Genomic DNA, 21,667 nt, shown 5'->3' on the forward strand with positions numbered 1-21,667 from the left:
ACCATAATTTGCTCTTATGGTATGCGTGAATTGTTGAAATTCACCTCGCTGTAAATTTTAATAATTATGTATCGACACGAAAAAACACCAGAAAATACCACCGCACTTGAAGGTCTCATTCAAGGTTTCGCCGAGGATCCATCTTCAATCTTCCAAAACGAAATGCGAAAAGTTGCAGAAAAAATGAAAGATCTTCCTTTCTATCGAAAAGGTATCGACTGCTATTGTCCTAAATTTGTACTTTTTGAAAACCAATGGATAGGTACAGTTGTGACACCTTGGATGTTAAGTATTGTCATTTTGCCTGGCAAAGATCAAGAATGGGAACCGCGCGACATTGGCGATAAACTTTCAATACAACTACCCTATAAAACCTTCACCTTCACAGTGAGTAGTTTAGAAAACATTACACAATATCTTAGTTGCTCCCTTCATTCTCCGATTGATCCTGCAATGACAAATACTCAAGCAGTTCAACTCGCACAAGATTGCCTCAGAATGATTTTATCTATGCCAACAAAAGCAACAACTTTTGATCCAGATCGACGTAACTTATTCCGCGCGATAGTAAAATAGACACAAATTTCAATAGGAGTGAAAGTATTATGTGTTTAGGTGTTCCAGGCCAAATTGTTAAGATTGGCGAAAGCGCTCTTCAACTTGCTACCGTGGATGTATGTGGCGTACAACGTGATGTGAATATTTCACTGGTCTGTACTGGAGATCCTGCCGATTTACTTGGCAAATGGGTGCTCGTTCATGTAGGCTTTGCAATGAGTGTTATTGATGAAGATGAAGCTAAGAAAACCCAAGAAGCCCTACTCGCTATGAGTCAACTAGAGCACGAAGTTGGGGATTTTTTAGGATTAAATCAAAAATAAAAAAGTAGGCGTTAAGCCTACTTTTTATCCCAATTTATACCTCTCAATCTCTCTAATTTTTCTAATCTAAACCAATATTTTTCTTATCTTTTTATTTGATAATTTTCTCTATTGGCAATGTGAAAAATACTGTAGAAAACTCACCATATTTTTAATTTCTAAAAATAAAAAACGCCAGAGAAACCGACGTTTTTTATAGCTAGCGTTAAAGTGCTTCAATCGCTTTATACTGCTCTTGGATTTTTTCTAAGCCAGATTGGTATTCCGCTTGTTTTTCGCGTTCCTTCGCAATCACTGCTTCTGGTGCTTTAGCCACGAAAGCTTCGTTTCTGAGTTTGTTCTCGATACGTTTAACTTCATTTTGATATTTTTCAATCTCTTTGGCTAAACGGGCAAGCTCTGCTTCTTTATTGATAAAGCCAGCCATTGGCACAAGTAATTCCGCATTGCCGACGAGTTTCGCTACCGCAAGCGGTGCGGTTTCGTTTGCGGCTAACACTTGAACATTGTCTAATTTCGCCATGGCTTTTAAAAGAGCGGTCTGTTTTTCGAGAATTTTTGCGTTTTCTGCACTTAAATTACGGAATAACAGATCTAAGCCTTTACTTGGTGCGATGTTGCTTTCTGCACGAATATTACGTACCGCAACGATCACTTCTTTTAACCACTCAATTTCAGCTTCTGCTTCTGGATCAAAGTCGTTCTCTTCCACTTGTGGGAAAGGTTGTAACATAATGCTATCTGCAGTGATGTCCACGAATCCTTTCACTTTTTGCCAAATTTCTTCGGTAATAAATGGAATCAGCGGATGCGCTAAACGTAATAATTTTTCTAATACATGAACCAAGGTTTGGCTTGCCGCACGGATTTGTGCTGCATTGCCATTTGCAAATACTGGTTTAGTCAATTCTAAATACCAGTCACAGAATTGGTTCCAAGTAAACTCATAAATCGCATTAGCACAAAGGTCGAAACGATATTGGCTTAATGAATTACGGAAAATTTCCACTGTGCGATTGAATTCTGATTGAATCCAACGATCGGCTAATGAGAACTCGATCTCGCCTTCGCTTAAATCTAATTTTTCATTCGTTAAGACGAAACGGCTTGCATTCCACAATTTGTTACAGAAGTTACGGTAGCCTTCTAGGCGTTTCATATCCCAGTTAATATCGCGACCGTTTGAAGCCAATGCGGCTAATGTAAAGCGCAATGCGTCCGTACCGTGTGCAGCAATGCCGTCCGAAAATTCTTTACGGGTTGCTTTTGCGATTTTCTCTGCTAATTGTGGCTGCATCATGTTGCCAGTGCGTTTTTCAAGTAAATCGTCAAGGCTGATACCGTCAATCATATCGATTGGGTCAAGTACGTTACCTTTCGATTTTGACATTTTTTGACCTTGCTCATCACGAATCAAGCCCGTTACGTATACCGTTTTGAATGGCACTTGCGGTTTGCCGTTTTCATCTTTCACGAAGTGCATCGTAAACATAATCATACGTGCAACCCAGAAGAAGATGATGTCAAAGCCGGTAATCAACACATCCGTTGGGTGGAACATTTTGAGCTCTTTAGTTTGCTCTGGCCAACCCAAGGTAGAGAACGTCCATAAGCCTGATGAGAACCATGTATCTAACACGTCTTCATCTTGTTTGAGTTCCACCGCAGAATCTAAGTTGTATTTTGACCGCACTTCTTCTTCGTTACGCGCAACATACACGTTGCCTTCCGCGTCATACCACGCAGGAATACGGTGTCCCCACCAAAGTTGGCGAGAGATACACCAATCTTGAATATCACGCATCCAAGAGAAGTAAAGGTTTTCGTATTGTTTCGGCACGAATTGGATTTCACCATCTTCCACCGCTTTAATCGCCACATCGGCAAGCGGTTTCACGCTCACATACCATTGGTCGGTTAGCATCGGCTCGATTGGCACGCCACCACGGTCGCCATAAGGTACTTTCAAATCGTGCGGTTTGATTTCATCTAATAAGCCAAGTGCTTCAAAATCTGCCACGATTTTCTTACGTGCAACGAAACGCTCTAAACCACGGTAATCTGCAGGAATCGTCGCTTCATAGCTGGCAAGTGGTTTGCCATCAGTACCAATAATTTCCGCTTCATCGCGAATATCTGCATTTAAGGTTAATACGTTGACCATCGGCAAGCTGTGACGTTTACCCACTTCGTAGTCGTTAAAGTCATGCGCAGGGGTAATTTTTACCACACCAGTACCGAATTCACGATCGACATATTCATCGGCAATAATCGGAATTTCACGGTTTGCCAATGGCAGAACCACGGTTTTACCGATTAAAGATTGATAACGCTCATCTTCAGAATGCACCGCCACTGCCGTATCGCCCAACATGGTTTCCGGACGAGTGGTTGCAACCACTAAATAATCTTTACCATCTGCCGTTTTCGCGCCATTTGCTAACGGATAACGGAAATGCCAAAGCGAACCTTTGCTCTCTTTGTTTTCCACTTCTAAATCAGAAATCGCGGTGTGAAGTTTTGGATCCCAGTTTACTAAGCGTTTGCCACGGTAAATCAAACCTTCTTCATGCAAGCGAACAAACACTTCTTTTACCGCGTTAGATAAACCATCGTCCATCGTGAAACGCTCACGTTCCCAGTCGATTGAGTTACCTAAACGACGCATTTGTTGGCTGATTGTGCCACCTGAATAGGCTTTCCAATCCCAAATTTTGTTGATGAATGCTTCACGACCATAATCGTGGCGAGTTTTGCCTTCTTCTGCAGCGATTTTACGCTCCACCACCATTTGGGTGGCGATACCCGCATGGTCTGTACCCGCTTGCCATAAGGTGTTATGCCCTTCCATACGGTTAAAACGGATTAAAGTATCCATTAAAGTTTGTTGGAAAGCGTGTCCCATGTGTAAGGAACCAGTGACGTTCGGCGGTGGAATCGCAATGCAATAGCTCGGCGCATGTTCATTTTCAGACGGTTTAAAATAACCGCTCTCTTCCCAATGTTGATAAAGGGCTTGCTCTACCGCAGACGGATTAAAACGGTCTGCCATATCAACTTTTTGACTCATAAGTGTCCTATCGTGTATGTATATGTTGTCTATATTCATTAACCCATTTTATTAGGGTTTTAGCTCTTCTTCTTTTGGTGGAATCAGATAAATTTGCACCAAATGCATAATTTAAAAATTTGATGACTTCATTTATCTCAAGGGAAACATCAAGTACTGAACTTACTTGATAATAAGCGCACCAACAAACACCAATATTACTATATTGGAAAGCTGTCACTATTGTGTCCATAAAATCGCCTTGAGAAGATAATAAGTCACAACCTGCTTTAGTCAAGCAATCTTCAGAATCTAAGAATCCTAAAATTCTAGCTGCGGCTTTATAATACCGAACCTGTCTATCAACAATCCCCATCTTAAATGCTAATAATTGATCGTTATGAGATAAGATAGGATCTCCGCCTATGAGAGATGTAACAGTATAAACCTTATGCAAATCATCTGCTTGAGGAGCATCTATACTATCTAGTTCGTTAAAATCATTAAAATTAAAAATCATATATTTCCCTTAATATTATTTATAAAATTTAGAAATGCAGACTAAACTCAATTACAAAAAACCGTTCTTCACTCGGATAAATCCCCCGAATCACTTCTTTCAACTCATCCAACCCCATATTCTCCTGCTTCGCATGCAGTTCCGTCAGTTCATCAAGGGTAATCGGTGACACACTTACCACTTCAATCGTGCAGAAATATTGATTATCTTCAAATCGACCAACACGTAAGATATCGCCAGCTTTAAAATGGCTTTCGGATTTGTCCCGAATCGTGATGGTTTTACGTCCTGCAAGAATATCGGCTTCAAAGCGTTGGTAAAAGGTAATATCGTTCATTTATTAACCCACGTTTTCAGTAGAAAGATTCCAACCTTGCAGACGTAATTGTTTATAGCGTTCTCGAGCTTGTGTTTTTAAGGCGTCATCTTTCGGTACAAAATCAATAATTTGGGTAAAACTATGGCTAAAATCTGGGATTTCTTGTTGCAAATTAATTAACACATCACGGCGTTGTAAATTTCGTTTCCCAAGCCATGAAATCTCAATAGGTGTGGGATATTGTGTGGCTTCACCCGATAAATTATGCGGAACAAATTCATTGGGATCTCGTTGCCACAAACGCTCGTCAATCTCTAGCGCTTGAGCCTCACTTTCACAGCTAATTAATACTTTTTTCCCTGAGCGCCATATTGAGGCAGCAAGATTACAGGCTATTTCTTCGACAGTTAACGTACAATCTTCCGTAAGAATGTAAAATTGCGCAGTTTTTGCCATTTTATCCCCGTTATTTTCTCAATCTTGCCCTATAAAAAGGGTGAAATTTTAACGAAAAAACCCTAAAAAATAAATAATTAAATATACATTATTACAAATGTCTAAAAATCCACCGCACTTTTATGATCTATGTCACAAAACTGATTTTTAACGTTTTTGTTACGTTCCACTCATAACTCTGAAGTGTTAAAATCAATCCAGTTTTAATTTTCATTCAATTCATAGGAGTACAGAATGGCATTTCGTATTGAAAAAGACACAATGGGTGAAGTTCAAGTTCCAGCAGATAAATACTGGGCTGCACAAACTGAACGTTCACGCAATAACTTTAAAATTGGTCCTGCCGCATCAATGCCACATGAAATTATCGAAGCTTTTGGCTATCTGAAAAAAGCAGCCGCATTTGCTAATCATGATTTAGGTGTATTACCTCTTGAAAAACGTGATTTAATTGCTCAGGCTTGTGACGAAATTTTAGCAAATAAATTAGACGATCAATTCCCACTTGTTATTTGGCAAACTGGTTCTGGTACACAATCTAATATGAATGTGAATGAAGTGGTTGCAAATCGTGCTCATGTGTTAAACGGTGGAAAATTAGGCGAAAAATCAATCATTCATCCAAATGATGATGTGAACAAATCACAATCCTCAAACGATACTTTCCCAACAGCAATGCACATTGCTGCATATAAAAAAGTAGTTGAGCACACCATTCCTTGTGTTGAACGTTTACAAAAAACTTTTGCGGCAAAATCTGAAGCCTTCAAAAACGTGGTAAAAATTGGCCGCACTCACTTAATGGATGCAACGCCACTCACATTAGGTCAAGAATTTTCGGCTTATGCGGCTCAATTAGATTTCGGCTTAAAAGCATTAAAAAATACTCTTCCGCATTTAAGTCAATTAGCATTGGGTGGTACAGCGGTTGGTACAGGTTTGAACACACCGAAAGGCTATGATGTGAAAGTGGCAGATTATATTGCAAAATTCACCGCACTTCCGTTTGTTACCGCAGATAATAAATTTGAAGCATTAGCCGCTCATGATGCAATTGTTGAAACTCACGGTGCACTACGTCAATTAGCAATGAGTTTATTTAAAATTGCGAACGATATTCGTCTATTAGCATCAGGCCCTCGTTCGGGAATTGGCGAAATTTTAATTCCTGAAAATGAACCAGGTTCTTCAATTATGCCGGGTAAAGTAAACCCAACTCAATGTGAAGCGATGACAATGGTCTGTGCACAAGTGTTTGGTAATGACACCACTATCGCATTTGTGGGTTCACAAGGTCACTTCCAATTAAATGTGTTCAACCCTGTGATGATTGCAAACTTCTTACAATCTGCTCAATTATTGGGCGATGCTTGCGTATCTTTCGATGAACACTGTGCAGTGGGTATTGAACCAAACTATCCTCGAATTAAACAGCAACTTGAAAATTCATTGATGTTGGTGACCGCACTTAATACGCATATTGGCTATGAAAACGCAGCTAAAATTGCAAAAACGGCGCACAAAAATGGTACAACATTGCGTGAAGAAGCGATTAATTTAGGTTTAGTTTCTGCCGAAGATTTTGATAAATGGGTTCGCCCTGAAGATATGGTGGGTAGCCTAAAATAATTCACCGCACAAATTAACATCAGTAATATTAAAGGCGAGTAAAATTACTCGCCTTTTTACTCGTTTATCATTTGTTTTTTGATGCGGTTTGTTATAATCAACACAATTTTATTCACGGCAATTTATTATGAAAATGAAATCCCTTTTTGTGGCAATGATAACGTTTTTTTCTGCCACACCTTTTGCTCATTGGCAACCCATCGGAAATGCCGAATACACGTGGGGGCCGTTCCATGTTTATACCATTGGTTTATTTTCCGAAACAGGCACTTATCAAGAAAATGAACGCCCATTAATGCTCTCTTTCAAATATGAAAAACCCATTGAAGGAAAAAATTTTGCGATTACGCTTATTAAAGAAATCGAAACCTTAAAACTTAATGATGGCAATACTCAAAGCTGGCTTAAAGAAATGCAATCCACATTTCCGGATTTCTCACCAAACGATATATTGAACTATATTGCCTTACCAGATAGAGGCTACTTTGTATTAAATGACACTGTTTTGGAACACGATTTTGATGCTAAATTTAATCAAGCATTTATCGGCATCTGGCTTGCACCGAATAGCACTTTTGTAAAACTTCAGCCACAATTATTAGGCAAAACAAAAAGCAATCATGAAGCAACAGAGTTTTATCTCAAACCTGAAATTGAATCCTTTGATGAACAAGATTCAATGCCTGAATTGCCGCCACACTATTTATTAGATAATCAGAAAAAATCCGAAGGATAAATTCAGTTTTTTATATTTTGAACCATAAAAAATACCTGTTTCCAAATAAATTATTATCAAGGAAGCAGGTATTTATTATTTTGAACATTCTCTATCTGGCTAAAATTTTTCCCAAACTGGGATGACACCATCAACTAAATCTAAATTTTTTCCTAACTCAATCCAGCCACAAGGAAAATGAAAATCAGAACCAACGGATCCCAGCAGATCAAATTCTTTTGCCCAACGAGCAAGCATTTGACGCTGATCTTTTGTCTGACCACAATCCGCTATTTCCATGCCATCACCGCCCCAAGCCTTAAAATCGGTTATCAGCTTACGCACCCATTTTCCCGTCATGTTATAACGTAATGGATGCGCAATAATAGCTATACCGCCTGCGGCATGGATTGTCTCAATCGCTGTGGGAATATCAGCCCATTCAGCTTTAACAAATGCCGATTTTCCTTGCCCTAAATAGCGTTTAAAGGCCTGGCCATCATTAGATACCTTACCAATCTGTACCAAATAACGTGCGTAATGAGCACGCGTAACTTCACCATAAGCTAAAGCTTTCGCCCCTTCATAAGCATTAAGAATCCCTGCTTTTTCTAATTTATCGCCAATTTCCACCGCTCTTTTTTCGCGTAATGCTTTTTGACTTTGCAAAAGTGCGGTCATTTTTGGATGAGTTTTATCGAAGTTTAATCCTACAATATGGATCCCTCGCCCTTCCCAATTTGTCGAAATTTCTACTCCAGTAATCAATTCAATGCCTACTTCTTTCGCTGCAATCTCAGCTTCATCAATACCCGCAATCGTATCGTGATCGCATAATGCCAGCACGTTCACGCCTTGCGCATAAGCACGATACACTAATTCCGTTGGACTCAACACCCCATCTGATGCGGTGCTGTGGCAATGTAAATCGTATTTTTTTGTCATTATTTAATATTTTTTACTAATTCTTTTACTAATTTTGGACCGTGATAAATCAATCCTGAATAAACTTGTAACAACTCTGCACCAGCCTCAATTTTCTCTTGCGCATTTTGCACCCCATCAATGCCGCCACTACCAATAATCGGAATCTGACCTTTCAGTTCTCGATATAATCGCTTAATAATCTCAGTGCTTTTATGCTGCAACGGCTTTCCACTTAATCCGCCTTGCTGTTCCGCATTTTTCATCCCCATCACAGTATCACGAGAAATTGTAGTATTGGTTGCAATAACGCCATCCATTTTATAACGAACCAATGTATCCGCAATTTGCACTAATTCACTTTCCATTAAATCTGGTGCTATTTTTACCGCAATCGGCACATATTTATTGTATTGGTTTGCCAAAATAGCCTGACGATCCTTGATGCCTCGCAACAAGTCATCGAAATAATCACCATATTGTAACTGACGCAAATCCAGTGTGTTGGGTGATGAAATATTCACCGTAATGTAACCTGCGTAGTTATAGGCTTTGTTCAAACAGAAAATATAATCATCTTTACCTTGTTCCAAAGGCGTGAATTTATTCTTACCAATATTGATACCAATCACGCCTTGATAACGGGCGTTTTTCACATTTTCTATAAGATAGTCAATACCATTATTATTAAAACCATTACGATTAATAATTCCTTCAGCTTCAATCAAGCGAAACTGACGCGGCTTTGCATTCCCATCTTGCGCAACGGGCGTGACAGTTCCTACTTCGAGAAAACCAAAACCCAATGCACCAAAACCATCAATCGCCTCGCCATTTTTATCCGCTCCTGCCGCCAATCCAATGGGATTAGGGAAATTTACACCCATTACCGTTTTCGGAAAGCCGTTAGGAGCATGAACAAGAGATTTTAAGATCGGTTGAAATAAAGGATTACCAGCTAATTTCAAGCATTGAATTGTGAAATTATGAGCCTTTTCAGCATCCATTTGGAAAATGCCGTGACGGAATAATTGATACATACTCGTTTATCTCTCAGAGATAGTTGACTGTAAGAAAGCGCGGTCAATTTTCACCGCACTTTAAAGGTAAGATTGCTCGTATTCTACGAGGAACAAAGATGATGTGCAAATAATAAAAAATCTAATTAATAAAAAAACCATCCTATTTCTCATTAGAGTTATCATAACATATAAAATTTTATATATTTTTAATAAAAAATTAACATTGATTTTTCTATTAGTAATGATTATATTTAAAAAATAAAACAGCTCAACCAATTGGAGAAACAATGAAGTCCAGTTTAAAATCATTTATCATCTTAGCTTACCCCCTAATACTATTGATTAGCGAAATAATTTATCGAAATATATTTAATATTCCTCCACTTGGTCGTTATATTGAAACTTACAGCATTAACTTATTACTTATCATTTTTCTTCTTTTCTCAAAATATAAAATCACTAAATTCTTTGTTTGTTTATTTTTTGCATCCTCTGTTATTATTAACTCTGGACATTATGCAGTATATGATAATTGGATCAATGGCACAAATTACTTCCTGATGTTCAAAGAAATTGGGGAAGTCTCTCATGTAGGTATTACAATGTTGGATCGCGTTGGACCACCTGTAATTTACTCCTTATTGGAAACTATTATTTTTATTTCTGCATTATTCATATATCCTACAAGAAAAGTAAGCAAGTATTGTATATCTGATATTTTATTTATTTGCTTATTCCTCTATTTATTCAGTAGATCATTTTATTCCACGCAAGAATTAGGCGTTACTTCAAACCCGGCTTATTCTAGAGTAAAAAGTAATTTCTTTTCTGTAGGTAATTTCATCGGAAAAGTTATTCCTTATGAAACATTCAACTTAAGTCAAGTAAAAGACTATTTACATCCAACCCCCTCAATTATATCCTCACCTGATGTAAAAAATATTATTTTTATTATGGGAGAAAGTTTAAGTTCAAAACACGTCGATTATTTCGGTTATGAACGAGAAACTATGCCTTTTATTCGACAATTAGCCAATGAAAATCCTAATGTTTTATTAAAAGAAGCGTATAGTGCTGGCTTAATGACCGCCATCTCTGTACCTGCACTTTTCAATGCAATTCCCCGTCCAAATGGACTAAAACAAATAATGAAAGGCGATACGAATTTCTTCAAACTAGCAAAACTTCAAGGATTTGATACTCATTTTTATACTGCACAACCAGAACGTGCAATGATGATTATGAGTATTATGGGAAAAAGTTGGATGAATCACCAAATCACCCCAACACAGCTAGGTTTATCACCAGAGCAAGGAATGAATGATCATAAACTTTTTCCTCTATTACAGAAGATTGATCTTAACAAAGAAAAGAATTTTATTGTATTACATCAGAGAGGTTCACATGGTCCTTATGCTGAATACCTAACCGAAGAAGAAAAAATATTTAAAGATGGTTCACCATTAGATAATTATGACAGCACAGTATACAATACAGATCAATTAATCCAGAAGGTATACAATTATCTAGAAAAACGTGGAAAAGACGATTATATTCTAATATATACTTCAGACCATGGACAATTTGTCACAAAAAATCATTATAACCAGGGAACAACAGCGGAAGATCAATATCTTGTACCAGTATTTATTTATACAAAAAATGAAAAGATCCAACGAAAATTAAAAGAATTCGATCAGTGTAAGCGATTATTCCATCAACAACTTTCAACTTTAGTTATCAATATTATGGGATTTGATATGCCTATATCTAGTTGTGAAAATGGTGTCATTAATTCAAACATGATTACTGGTGATTATGGCTATCTTTCTGTTAAACCAGCAAATCCACCAGCTTTTATTAATCCTAATAGAAAATAATACTTTATCTTGATAAAAAGTTTAAATTGAAAAAATATTGAAGAAAGCTCAGTAGATATTTCTACTGAGTTTTTTATTCAGAAAAAACGCTCTAAAAGTGCGGTTGATAATTCAAATAAAATTGGCTATATAAAAAACCGAACCCAATCGGATTCGGCTTTAATTAGCTGTGTTTGAAAATTATTCTTTCTGTATGATTACTTACGCCAGTTCAGCACGTAATTTTTTCGTTACATCTACCATCACTTTTAGCTGCTCAATGGTTTCTGTCCAACCACGTGTTTTTAAACCGCAGTCTGGGTTTACCCATAAACGTTCTTTAGGAATTACTTTTAACGCTTTGCGTAATAAGTGTTCAATTTCACCTGCGGTTGGTACACGTGGGCTGTGGATATCATACACACCTGGACCGATGTCATTCGGGTAGTTGAATTTCACGAATGCATCTAATAATTCCATATCTGAACGTGAAGTTTCGATAGTAATTACGTCTGCATCTAATGCTGCAATCGCAGGTAAGATATCGTTAAACTCGGAATAACACATGTGAGTGTGAATTTGCGTATCATCTTGCACGCCCATTGAGCTTAAACGGAATGCTTCGCCCGCCCATTGTAAGTATGCATCCCAATCTGCACGTTTAAGTGGTAAACCTTCACGAATGGCTGGTTCATCGATTTGAATGACTTTAATGCCCGCTGCTTCTAAATCTAGTACTTCATCAGATAATGCCACGCCGATTTGTTTACATACGGTTGAACGTGGAATATCGTTACGCACGAATGACCATTGTAAAATAGTCACAGGGCCTGTGAGCATTCCTTTCATTACACGGTTAGTTAAACTTTGTGCATATTGTGACCAGCGTACTGTCATTGGCTCTGGGCGAGTTACATCGCCGTAAATTACTGGTGGTTTCACACAACGTGAACCGTAGCTTTGTACCCAACCAAATTTAGTGAATGCGAAACCATCTAATAATTCCCCAAAGTATTCCACCATGTCGTTACGCTCTGCTTCACCGTGAACTAACACATCTAAATCTAATTCTTCTTGGCGACGTACCACATATTCGATCTCTTTTTTCATCGCTGCTTCGTAATCTGCAAGAGATAATTCACCTTTTTTGAAACTTGCACGTGCGTGACGAATTTCTGTCGTTTGCGGGAATGAACCAATGTTTGTAGTTGGCAGAAGCGGTAAATTTAACCACGCATTTTGCTTAACAATACGCTCTGCAAATGGCGATTTACGCTGATCCGCACCTTTTGGTAAGTTTGCTAAACGCTCCGCTACTTCAGGGCGATGAATTTCTTTTGAGGTTGCACGTGCATCTGCTGCCGCTTGACTTGCATCTAATGCCGCTTGTACAGACGCTCTACCATGATTTAACGCTTGTTTTAATACACTTAATTCTTCTACTTTTTGTAGTGTGAAAGATAACCAGCTATAAAGTGCAGGATTTTTCTCTTTTAATTGTACTTCCACTTCTAAATCAAATGGGGTGTGCAATAATGAACAGCTTGGTGCAATCCATAAACGCTCGCCTAATTTTGCTTTTAATGGCTCTAATACATCTAACACTTTATTTAAGTTTGCACGCCAGATATTACGGCCTTCAATCACACCTGCAGATAACACTTTGCTGTAATCTTCAAATGCTGCAAGTTGTTCTGGCGCACGCACTAAATCCAAATGCAAGCCTGCAACAGGCAAGGCTTTTAATAATTCAGCGTGTTCTGCAACAGAACCGAAATAAGTGGCTAATAATAATTTTGCATTTACTTTGCTTAATTCAGAGTAAACAGATTTATAGGCTTCAACCCATTCTGCAGGTAAGTCTAATGCTAATGCAGGTTCATCAATTTGAATCCACTCCGCACCTTCAGCCACTAATGCGTTTAAAATTTCAACATAAACAGGCACTAATTGATTTAATAAATCGAAACGGTTAAATACTTCGCCTTTTTCTTTACCTAACCATAAGAATGTTAATGGGCCAACAATCACAGGTTTGAAGTTTAAACCTAAGGCTTTTGCTTCACGGATTTGATTTACATAATGTGCTGGATTAGCTTTGAATTGTGTATTTTTATGAAATTCTGGCACAAGATAGTGATAGTTCGTATCAAACCATTTGGTCATTTCAATTGCGAATTGATCTTTGTTACCACGTGCAAGTTGGAAATATTGATCAAGGGTTAAATTTTGGCTATCAAAACCAAAACGAGCAGGAATTGCCCCTGTTGCCACTTGTAAATCTAAAATATGATCATAGAATGTGAAATCGCCCACTGCCACGAAATCTGCATTCGCCGCAGCTTGATGTTTCCAGTTTTTTTCACGCAACGCTTTCGCTAAATCTAATAAATCTTGCTCTGCTAATTCTTTACGCCAATAACGTTCTTGTGCAAATTTTAATTCACGTTTTGCCCCTACACGAGGAAAGCCTAAAATATGTGATGTTGTCATAATAACTCCCGTTTTAAAGTAATCTTCTTAATCATTTAGACGGCTAAACGTCTGTACGAGTATAGAATGCGCTATATCAATGTATTATGCAAACTTATTATTTTCAGCATTTGTATGAAATAAATTAATATTAAAACCATATACAAAATAAAGGTGCATACTAAATGCCCCAAAAACTATTGAAAAATTTACCGCACTTTTACTGCAACGCTTTCTCAATTTTTTCAAATAAATCTTTTGACAGATTTTCTACAATGCTTAGGCGTTCTAAAGCACGTTTCATCAAGGTTTGGCGTTGGGCATCAAAGCGAGAAAAACGAATTAATGGCTCGATTAAACGCGCAGCCACTTGTGGATTGCTTTCATTTAAACGAATTAAGACATCCGTTAAGAAGCGATAGCCAGAACCACTAATATGATGGAAAGCTTTTAAGTTGTGATTTGCAAAGCTACCCACTAATGAACGTAAACGGTTTGGATTGTTGAAGTTAAAACTTGGGTGATCCATTAACACTTGTACAATTTCCAATACGTTTTCATCTGGGCGAGTTGCTTGTAAAGCAAACCATTTATCCATTACCAAGCCATCATGTTGCCATTTTTGTTCAAAATCGGCCAACAAGGCATCACGACAAGGTAACGCAGCTTTGGTCGCCATATTTAATGCCGCTAAAGTATCCGTCATATTATTGGCATTATTGTAATGTTTTTGGACTAGGTTATTGCCCAAATTGGTGTAAGCCAAATAAGTTAAACAAAGATTACGCATTGCACGCAAGGCGATGTCTTGTTGCGTAACTTGATACTCATCAAGGCGAATATGGGTATAAACACGCAAGAAATCATCTTTTAACGATTCTGCAATTTGTGCTTGCATAAATTCTCTTGCGGCTGAAATACCATCAGGATCAATAGTTTTGAAACCTTCCGCAAATTCCATTTCTTTTGGAAGGGTGAGAATTAAGGTTGCCAGTTCAATATCTTTCTCATAATGGCTCAGAACATAAGAAAGTGCGGTCAAAATTTCAGACGAAATTTCTAGTGGCTCGCCTTGTTGGAAATGCACAACATTACGACGTAATTCTTGCGCAAATAGCATTTGAGCCGCATCCCAACGGATAAATTGATTATCAGAGAATTTAAGCAAGCCTAATAACTGCTCGGTTTTGTAATCATAATCCAGTTTTACTGGCGCGGAGAAATCACATAACAATCCTGGAATTGGGCGACCATAAATGCCATGAAACTCAAAGACTTGGTCTTTTTCAGTGACATTTAATACATCACTCAACAATTCGCCATTATGTTGTAGCATTTGTTTCGTGCCGTTCGCATCATAAAGCGCCACTTTTAATGGAATATGTAAATTCACTTTTTCCATTTGATCTGCGGTTGGCGGTGTGGATTGTGAAACGGTTAAACGATAAGTATGGGTTTGTTCATCATAGGCATCGCTAATCAATAATTCTGGTGTACCTGATTGGCTATACCAACGACGGAATTGTGCTAAATCAACGTTATTTGCACGTTCCATTGCAGAAACAAAATCTTCACAGGTTGCCGCTTTACCATCGTTTTCAGCAATATAGAGTTGCATCCCTTTTTGGAAACCTTGTTCACCTAATAAGGTGTGCAACATACGAATCACCTCTGCCCCTTTTTCATATACAGTCACGGTATAGAAGTTATTCATTTCAATGACTTTTTCAGGGCGAATTGGGTGTGACATTAGGCTTGCATCTTCGGCAAATTGTACGGTGCGTAAAAATTTCACATTATTAATGCGATTCACCGCACGCGAACCTGTATCTGAAGAAAACTCTTGATCACGGAAAACTGTTAAGCCTTCTTTCAAACTCAATTGGAACCAATCTCGGCAGGTAACACGATTGCCTGTCCAGTTATGAAAATATTCGTGTGCAATCACACTTTCAATAGCAAGATAATCCTCATCTGTTGCCGTTTGTGGATTGGCCAACACGAATTTAGAGTTAAAGATATTTAACCCTTTATTTTCCATTGCGCCCATATTGAAGAAGTCCACTGCAACGATCATGTAAATATCGAGGTCATATTCTAAATTAAAGCGATCTTCATCCCATTTCATCGCTTTTTTCAGACTTTCCATTGCCCAAGTTGCACGGTTAAGATTGCCACGATCCACATAAAGCTCTAAGGCTACTTCACGACCACTTTTTGTCGTAAAGGTATCTTGTAATAAATCAAAATCACCCGCCACTAAAGCGAACAAATAGCTTGGTTTCGGGAATGGGTCATTCCATTCAACCCAATGACGACCATCCTCTAATTCACCACTTGCAATGCGGTTGCCATTAGAAAGTAAGAATGGATATTTGGTTTTATCTGCCGTAATTTTGGTTGTATAGCGAACCAATACATCTGGGCGATCAAGCATATAAGTGATTTGACGGAAACCTTCCGCCTCGCATTGAGTACAAATACCTTCGCCAGACTGATATAGCCCTTGTAATGAAGTGTTTTCGGCTGGTACAAGGAAGGTCACAATTTCAAGTTCAAATTCTTCCGCACTTTTACCTTTTAAATCGAGCGTTAAACTCTCGCCATCTTGTTGATAGGCAGAAAATGGCTCACCATTAAATTTAATAGAGGAAAACTGGAAACTATGCCCATCTAAACGTAAAGAAGTCGCTTCATCATTTAAGCGTTGGAATTTTGTGGTTGCCGTAACCACAGTATGTTTAGGATCGAGTTGAAAATCTAAATAAATGTCTGTGACCGTAAAATCTGGTTGTTTGTAATCTTTTCTATATTTTGCTTTGGCTAACATAATTTGCCCTATTCTTATAAAAATTGTGCCTAGGATAAAATTTTATCCTTAAAGTTGCAATGGTATTTTCCTATAAAACCCATTTAGCAAACGTTTGCTTGATATATGTAAGATGTGCTATTCTACGAAACGTTTTTAATTAAAAAATTGAGAAAATAGCATGTCAAAAACTGCACAAATTGCCGTTGTAATGGGTTCCAAAAGCGATTGGGCTACCATGCAAGAGGCAACTCAGATTTTAGATGAATTAAAAGTACCTTATCATGTGGAAGTCGTCTCGGCCCATCGTACACCTGATAAACTTTTTGAATTTGCTGAAAATGCACAAAAAAATGGCTACAAAGTAATTATTGCTGGTGCAGGCGGTGCGGCACATTTACCCGGTATGATCGCAGCCAAAACACTTGTGCCGGTACTGGGCGTACCAGTAAAAAGTTCAATGTTAAGTGGCGTAGATAGCCTTTATTCAATTGTGCAAATGCCAAAAGGAATCCCAGTAGGAACATTAGCAATTGGCCCTGCAGGTGCGGCAAATGCAGGATTGTTAGCCGCCCAAATTCTAGCAGGTTGGGATGAAGAATTGCTTTCACGCTTGCAATCTTTCCGTGAAAACCAAACTCATACTGTACTGGACAATCCCGATCCACGCACATAAAAATATCTTCAGATCTGACCGCACTTTTAAAGTGCGGTTGTTTTTTCGTAAATTTAACGAGAAATACTATGCAAAACTCCACCTTATACCCAACCGTTTATGTACTAGGCAACGGACAACTCGGCAGAATGTTACGTTACGCGGGCGCACCTTTAGATATTTATGTTAAACCTTTAGCCTTCAATGCCCCAGTTTTTGACTTACCTGAAAATGCGATCATCACGGCGGAAATTGAACGCTGGGAAAAAACACCTTTGACTGAATTACTCGGCAATCATAAAAACTTCGTTAATCAACATGTATTTGGATTATTGGCCGATCGTTTTACTCAAAAATCCTTGCTTGATGAGCTGAATCTTTCTACCTCACCTTGGTGTTTATTAAAAGATAAAACGCAATGGAATGATGTTTTCCAAACTGTTGGCGAGAAAGTCGTCGCTAAACGCAGAACCGGCGGATATGATGGGCGTGGTCAATGGATTATCAACAATGAAAACAAAGCGGACATCACCGATGACTTATTTGGTGAAGTGATCGCAGAAAAATTTATTCCTTTCGATTATGAGGTTTCTATTGTAGGCGCAAGATTTAAAAATGGCGAAAAGCGTTTTTATCCCGTTACGCATAACCTGCAACAAAATGGTATTTTGCGTTACAGTGTGGTTGATAGTGCTTTTCCTCAACAATCCGCACAACAAGAGCAAGCAGAAGCCATGCTAGGAAAAATTATGGATAAGCTAGGCTATATTGGTGTGATGGCAATGGAATGTTTTGTTGTAGGCGACAAATTATTGATTAACGAACTTGCGCCTCGTGTACATAACAGTGGGCATTGGACACAACTGGGATGCTCGATTAGCCAATTTGAATTACATTTACGTGCGCTACTTGATTTGCCAACGCCTGAATTACAAACTTTCGCGCCAAGTGTGATGGTGAATTTAATCGGCACAAACCATAATCCAACATGGCTTAATACACCGTTTGCACAACTTCATTGGTACGGTAAAGAAGTGAGAGCTGGGCGTAAGGTTGGGCATATCAATCTTTCTCATCCTAATAAAGCGGTCATTATTCAGCAATTGGAAAAACTTCGCTCTGAATTACTGGAAGACTATCAATCGGGATTAAATTGGGCGATTGAAAAACTAAAATAATGTAAAAAATGACCGCACTTTTTGATGAATATTCAAAAATATCAAAGTGCGGTTAATTTTTATAAAAATCTTTCTTGATAAAATAAAACGGCTGAAGTATAAAATTATCCACCACACAACACATACATAAGGAAAAGCTATGTTTGAACATATCAAAGCGGCACCAGCCGATCCAATCTTAGGCTTAGGCGAAGCATTCAAATCCGAAACTCGCGAAAATAAAATCAACTTGGGTATTGGTGTTTATAAAGATGCGCAAGGCACAACCCCAATTATGCGTGCGGTAAAAGAAGCAGAAAAACGCTTATTTGATAAGGAAAAAACGAAGAATTATCTGACTATCGATGGTATTGCAGATTATAACGAACGAACAAAAGCGCTACTTTTCGGTAAAGATTCTGAAATCATTAAATCTAATCGAGCAAGAACAGTACAAAGTTTAGGCGGTACAGGCGCATTACGCATTGCGGCAGAATTTATTAAACGTCAAACCAAAGCACAAAATGTGTGGATCAGCACACCAACCTGGCCAAACCACAATGCGATTTTCAATGCAGTGGGCATGACGATTCGTGAATATCGCTATTATGATGCTGAACGTAAAGCCCTTGATTGGGAACATTTACTCGAAGATTTAAGCCAAGCAAGTGAAGGTGATGTGGTACTTTTACACGGCTGCTGCCATAATCCGACTGGTATTGATCCAACTCCTGAACAATGGCAAGAATTAGCCGCACTTTCGGCTAAAAATGGCTGGTTGCCACTCTTTGACTTTGCTTATCAAGGTTTAGCCAATGGATTAGATGAAGATGCTTACGGTTTGCGTGCTTTTGCAGCAAATCATAAAGAATTATTAGTCGCGAGTTCATTCTCTAAAAACTTTGGTTTATACAATGAGCGTGTCGGTGCCTTTACCCTTGTGGCTGAAAATGCAGAAATTGCTTCAACTGCATTAACACAGGTGAAATCAATTATTCGTACACTCTACTCTAACCCAGCATCTCACGGTGGGGCGACCGTAGCAACGGTGCTAAATGATCCTCAACTTCGCCAAGAGTGGGAAAATGAATTAACTGAAATGCGCGAACGCATCAAAAAAATGCGTCATTTATTCGTTCAGTTATTAAAAGAATATGGTGCTGAACAAGATTTCAGCTTTATCATGGAACAAAACGGTATGTTCTCTTTCAGCGGCTTATCACCTGAACAAGTTGATCGCTTAAAAGAAGAATTTGCGATTTATGCTGTTCGTTCTGGTCGTATCAATGTGGCCGGTATCACTGAAGACAATATTCGTTATTTATGTGAAAGCATTGTGAAAGTACTGTAATTCATAAAAAGCAAAAGTGCGGTTAAGTTGATCTGTACCCCAAAAGTTGGACTAACCAAACCAACAATTGAGGTGCAGATTTTATTATAAGTAAATACGATACAATAGAATTTAAATGATAGCCTCTCCAGGCTATTCTGAATCGAAAAATCAGTATTAGAAAAGCGTACAATATATTCTCAGAAAAATTAGTTGGAACTAGATTGAAACTCATTGAACAAAATAGCATAAATAGGCTGATTCTTCGTGAACCATCTGGACAACTCTCTATGAAATCTCACTATACCAATATACCAAAATGTCACCTCCACCTAAAATAGAAGAAGATCGCTTGTGTTTGAGAATTTTTCAGCTTGAAGCGGAGGTGTCTATCGTCGATATCTTTGCTGAACATTGCATCATTCAAAGTATATAGAGAAAAGGGAATTGCTAGGACAATGCCGCGGCGATTAAAAACGTAATGTTTTTATGGTCGGGAATTTAACAGTAGAGAAGAGATAATTGATGCCGTCAGAGATTTTGGATTACTATAATCACCGATGGATTCAACTAAAATTAAAAGGACTGAGTCCGATACAATATCGAAAACAATCCTTTAAATAACAGTCTAACTTTTTTGGAGCAGATCAAAATCAACCCTACTTCTATCTATTTCAATTAATTACTCGTCACTTTACGTCTAGCAATAACTGCATCAGAAAGTTGTTGCAATAATCTTTCAGAATCTTCCCATCCAATGCATGCATCAGTAATACTTTGTCCGTACGTCTGAGCTTTGCCATCAACTAAATCTTGACGACCTTCCACTAAATGGCTTTCCACCATTACGCCAAAGATTTGTTTAGAACCAGATGCAATCTGATTACATACGTCTTGGCAAACGTCCATTTGTTTTTTAAATTGTTTACAGCTATTTGCATGGCTGAAATCAATCATTACATGAGGGATTCGACCAGATTTCTCAATATCTGTGCAAACTTTTGCCACATCTTCAGCGCTATAGTTCGGTCCTTTATCTCCGCCACGTAAAATAATATGGCAATCTTCATTCCCTTTTGTGGAAACAATCGCTGAATGACCAAATTTAGTGACAGATAAGAAATAATGAGGAGCTTCTGCTGCGCCAATTGCATCTAAAGCAACTTTCACGCCACCATTGGTTGCATTTTTAAACCCAACAGCACAAGACAAACCAGAGGCTAACTCACGGTGAACTTGCGATTCAGTCGTACGCGCACCAATTGCGCCCCAACTCATAAAATCTGCCACATATTGTGGCGTGATCATATCTAAAAATTCACCGGCAGATGGCACACCTAAATCATTAATATCAGAAAGTAATTTTCGTGCAATGCGTAAACCATCATTTAAACGATAAGTATCATTTAAATACGGATCGTTAATTAAACCTTTCCAGCCCACTGTTGTACGTGGTTTCTCAAAATACACACGCATAATAATTTCAAGACTATCTTTATATTTTTCACGTAATGGTTTTAAACGGTTTGCATACTCAATCGCAGCTTTAGGATCATGAATAGAGCAAGGCCCGATAATCACTAATAAACGATCATCTTTACCATGAATAATATTATGTGCCTCATGACGAGTTTGCTTCACTAATGCCGCAGCATGTTCACTAGCTGGGTATTTTTCTAATAAGGCAATGGGTGGTAACACCTGATCGACTTTTTCAATTCGCATATCGTCGTTTGCCACGACAATTTCAATTTTCTCTTTAGCCATATATCACTCTCAAACTTTCAAATGTTGTGTTTTAATTATGTAGGTAATCTACACCTATTTTTTGTACTAGTAAACTAGTTCGTTGTATTTTTTAAGAATAAAA

17 protein-coding genes and 1 pseudogene are annotated in these 21,667 nt (G+C 38.2%); 9 read left to right on the plus strand and 9 right to left on the minus strand.

Annotated elements, in window-relative coordinates; genetic code table 11:
• Nucleotides 1-66 precede the first annotated feature (66 nt).
• Together hybE and hybG are read left to right on the plus strand one after the other, a co-directional pair.
• A complete protein-coding gene (hybE, locus tag AC6H22_RS03645; protein WP_005626483.1) occupies nt 67-576 on the plus strand; it encodes a hydrogenase-2 assembly chaperone in 510 nt (169 codons plus the stop codon).
• Between the two features lie 29 nt (nt 577-605).
• Nucleotides 606-881, plus strand: coding sequence for a hydrogenase maturation factor HybG (hybG, locus tag AC6H22_RS03650; RefSeq protein WP_005626486.1), 276 nt, complete (start codon nt 606-608; stop codon nt 879-881).
• Nucleotides 882-1,086: 205 nt separating this feature from the next.
• Here the strand turns inward: hybG and valS are convergent, their stop codons facing one another.
• Genes valS through AC6H22_RS03670 form a run of 4 tightly spaced genes read right to left on the minus strand, consistent with a single transcriptional unit; the run spans nt 1,087 to nt 5,225 of the window.
• The gene (valS, locus tag AC6H22_RS03655; protein WP_497515375.1) at nt 1,087-3,951 is read right to left on the minus strand and encodes a valine--tRNA ligase; all 2,865 of its coding nucleotides are present in this window, start codon (nt 3,949-3,951) and stop codon (nt 1,087-1,089) included.
• A gap of 7 nt (nt 3,952-3,958) precedes the next feature.
• Nucleotides 3,959-4,450: a hypothetical protein gene (locus AC6H22_RS03660; protein ID WP_118816961.1), complete on the minus strand. Its 492-nt coding sequence runs from the start codon at nt 4,448-4,450 to the stop codon at nt 3,959-3,961.
• A 28-nt stretch (nt 4,451-4,478) separates the two neighbouring features.
• Nucleotides 4,479-4,787: a N(4)-acetylcytidine aminohydrolase gene (gene yqfB / locus AC6H22_RS03665; protein ID WP_118816962.1), complete on the minus strand. Its 309-nt coding sequence runs from the start codon at nt 4,785-4,787 to the stop codon at nt 4,479-4,481.
• A 3-nt stretch (nt 4,788-4,790) separates the two neighbouring features.
• On the minus strand, nt 4,791-5,225 hold the full coding sequence (locus tag AC6H22_RS03670; protein WP_005645411.1) for a DNA polymerase III subunit chi: 435 nt from the start codon (nt 5,223-5,225) through the stop codon (nt 4,791-4,793).
• A 234-nt stretch (nt 5,226-5,459) separates the two neighbouring features.
• Between AC6H22_RS03670 and fumC the strand changes: the two genes are divergently transcribed.
• Complete coding sequence (gene fumC, locus AC6H22_RS03675; protein ID WP_005626500.1) at nt 5,460-6,854, plus strand: class II fumarate hydratase; 1,395 nt, start codon at nt 5,460-5,462, stop codon at nt 6,852-6,854.
• Nucleotides 6,855-6,981: 127 nt separating this feature from the next.
• Nucleotides 6,982-7,590, plus strand: a complete 609-nt coding sequence (locus AC6H22_RS03680) for a chalcone isomerase family protein (protein ID WP_118816963.1) — start codon at nt 6,982-6,984, stop codon at nt 7,588-7,590.
• Between the two features lie 99 nt (nt 7,591-7,689).
• Here AC6H22_RS03680 and rnm read toward each other — a convergent pair whose 3' ends face one another.
• Complete coding sequence (gene rnm / locus AC6H22_RS03685) at nt 7,690-8,514, minus strand: RNase RNM (RefSeq protein WP_118816964.1); 825 nt, start codon at nt 8,512-8,514, stop codon at nt 7,690-7,692.
• Entirely contained in the window at nt 8,514-9,533 is a 1,020-nt protein-coding gene (gene pyrD, locus AC6H22_RS03690; RefSeq protein WP_118816965.1) for a quinone-dependent dihydroorotate dehydrogenase, read from the minus strand. Before pyrD ends, rnm begins: the two co-directional genes overlap by 1 nt.
• Before the next feature lie 269 nt (nt 9,534-9,802).
• Between pyrD and AC6H22_RS03695 the strand changes: the two genes are divergently transcribed.
• The gene (locus tag AC6H22_RS03695) at nt 9,803-11,395 is read left to right on the plus strand and encodes a phosphoethanolamine transferase (RefSeq protein ID WP_118816966.1); all 1,593 of its coding nucleotides are present in this window, start codon (nt 9,803-9,805) and stop codon (nt 11,393-11,395) included.
• Nucleotides 11,396-11,596: 201 nt separating this feature from the next.
• Here the strand turns inward: AC6H22_RS03695 and metE are convergent, their stop codons facing one another.
• Nucleotides 11,597-13,867, minus strand: a complete 2,271-nt coding sequence (metE, locus tag AC6H22_RS03700) for a 5-methyltetrahydropteroyltriglutamate--homocysteine S-methyltransferase (RefSeq protein ID WP_118816967.1) — start codon at nt 13,865-13,867, stop codon at nt 11,597-11,599.
• A 199-nt stretch (nt 13,868-14,066) separates the two neighbouring features.
• Complete coding sequence (pepN, locus tag AC6H22_RS03705) at nt 14,067-16,676, minus strand: aminopeptidase N (protein WP_118816968.1); 2,610 nt, start codon at nt 16,674-16,676, stop codon at nt 14,067-14,069.
• A 160-nt stretch (nt 16,677-16,836) separates the two neighbouring features.
• On the opposite strand from pepN, the gene purE reads away from it, so the two are divergent.
• From purE to AC6H22_RS03725, 4 genes and pseudogenes are all read left to right on the plus strand, one after another.
• On the plus strand, nt 16,837-17,331 hold the full coding sequence (gene purE / locus AC6H22_RS03710; protein WP_005629640.1) for a 5-(carboxyamino)imidazole ribonucleotide mutase: 495 nt from the start codon (nt 16,837-16,839) through the stop codon (nt 17,329-17,331).
• Nucleotides 17,332-17,399: 68 nt separating this feature from the next.
• Complete coding sequence (gene purK, locus AC6H22_RS03715) at nt 17,400-18,488, plus strand: 5-(carboxyamino)imidazole ribonucleotide synthase (RefSeq protein WP_005629638.1); 1,089 nt, start codon at nt 17,400-17,402, stop codon at nt 18,486-18,488.
• A 139-nt stretch (nt 18,489-18,627) separates the two neighbouring features.
• Nucleotides 18,628-19,818 (plus strand): amino acid aminotransferase, encoded by a 1,191-nt coding sequence (locus AC6H22_RS03720; RefSeq protein WP_005629636.1) that lies wholly within the window; start codon nt 18,628-18,630, stop codon nt 19,816-19,818.
• 461 nt (nt 19,819-20,279) lie between these two features.
• A pseudogene (locus AC6H22_RS03725) lies at nt 20,280-20,421 on the plus strand (IS3 family transposase); the annotation flags it as partial.
• Between the two features lie 54 nt (nt 20,422-20,475).
• On the opposite strand, the gene aroG reads toward AC6H22_RS03725, so the two are convergent.
• The gene (gene aroG / locus AC6H22_RS03730; protein WP_005629634.1) at nt 20,476-21,564 is read right to left on the minus strand and encodes a 3-deoxy-7-phosphoheptulonate synthase AroG; all 1,089 of its coding nucleotides are present in this window, start codon (nt 21,562-21,564) and stop codon (nt 20,476-20,478) included.
• Between the last annotated feature and the right edge of the window lie 103 nt (nt 21,565-21,667).

This window comes from Haemophilus sp. THUN1690, from assembly GCF_059704375.1.

Excerpts from the sequence above, each read along its gene's own strand:
- hybE (WP_005626483.1), top strand. The coding sequence starts at position 67 with ATGTATCGACACGAAAAAACACCAGAAAATACCACCGCACTTGAAGGT.
- hybG (WP_005626486.1), top strand. The coding sequence starts at position 606 with ATGTGTTTAGGTGTTCCAGGCCAAATTGTTAAGATTGGCGAAAGCGCT.
- valS (WP_497515375.1), bottom strand. The coding sequence starts at position 3,951 with ATGAGTCAAAAAGTTGATATGGCAGACCGTTTTAATCCGTCTGCGGTA.
- AC6H22_RS03660 (WP_118816961.1), bottom strand. The coding sequence starts at position 4,450 with ATGATTTTTAATTTTAATGATTTTAACGAACTAGATAGTATAGATGCT.
- yqfB (WP_118816962.1), bottom strand. The coding sequence starts at position 4,787 with ATGAACGATATTACCTTTTACCAACGCTTTGAAGCCGATATTCTTGCA.
- AC6H22_RS03670 (WP_005645411.1), bottom strand. The coding sequence starts at position 5,225 with ATGGCAAAAACTGCGCAATTTTACATTCTTACGGAAGATTGTACGTTA.
- fumC (WP_005626500.1), top strand. The coding sequence starts at position 5,460 with ATGGCATTTCGTATTGAAAAAGACACAATGGGTGAAGTTCAAGTTCCA.
- AC6H22_RS03680 (WP_118816963.1), top strand. The coding sequence starts at position 6,982 with ATGAAAATGAAATCCCTTTTTGTGGCAATGATAACGTTTTTTTCTGCC.
- rnm (WP_118816964.1), bottom strand. The coding sequence starts at position 8,514 with ATGACAAAAAAATACGATTTACATTGCCACAGCACCGCATCAGATGGG.
- pyrD (WP_118816965.1), bottom strand. The coding sequence starts at position 9,533 with ATGTATCAATTATTCCGTCACGGCATTTTCCAAATGGATGCTGAAAAG.
- AC6H22_RS03695 (WP_118816966.1), top strand. The coding sequence starts at position 9,803 with ATGAAGTCCAGTTTAAAATCATTTATCATCTTAGCTTACCCCCTAATA.
- metE (WP_118816967.1), bottom strand. The coding sequence starts at position 13,867 with ATGACAACATCACATATTTTAGGCTTTCCTCGTGTAGGGGCAAAACGT.
- pepN (WP_118816968.1), bottom strand. The coding sequence starts at position 16,676 with ATGTTAGCCAAAGCAAAATATAGAAAAGATTACAAACAACCAGATTTT.
- purE (WP_005629640.1), top strand. The coding sequence starts at position 16,837 with ATGTCAAAAACTGCACAAATTGCCGTTGTAATGGGTTCCAAAAGCGAT.
- purK (WP_005629638.1), top strand. The coding sequence starts at position 17,400 with ATGCAAAACTCCACCTTATACCCAACCGTTTATGTACTAGGCAACGGA.
- AC6H22_RS03720 (WP_005629636.1), top strand. The coding sequence starts at position 18,628 with ATGTTTGAACATATCAAAGCGGCACCAGCCGATCCAATCTTAGGCTTA.
- aroG (WP_005629634.1), bottom strand. The coding sequence starts at position 21,564 with ATGGCTAAAGAGAAAATTGAAATTGTCGTGGCAAACGACGATATGCGA.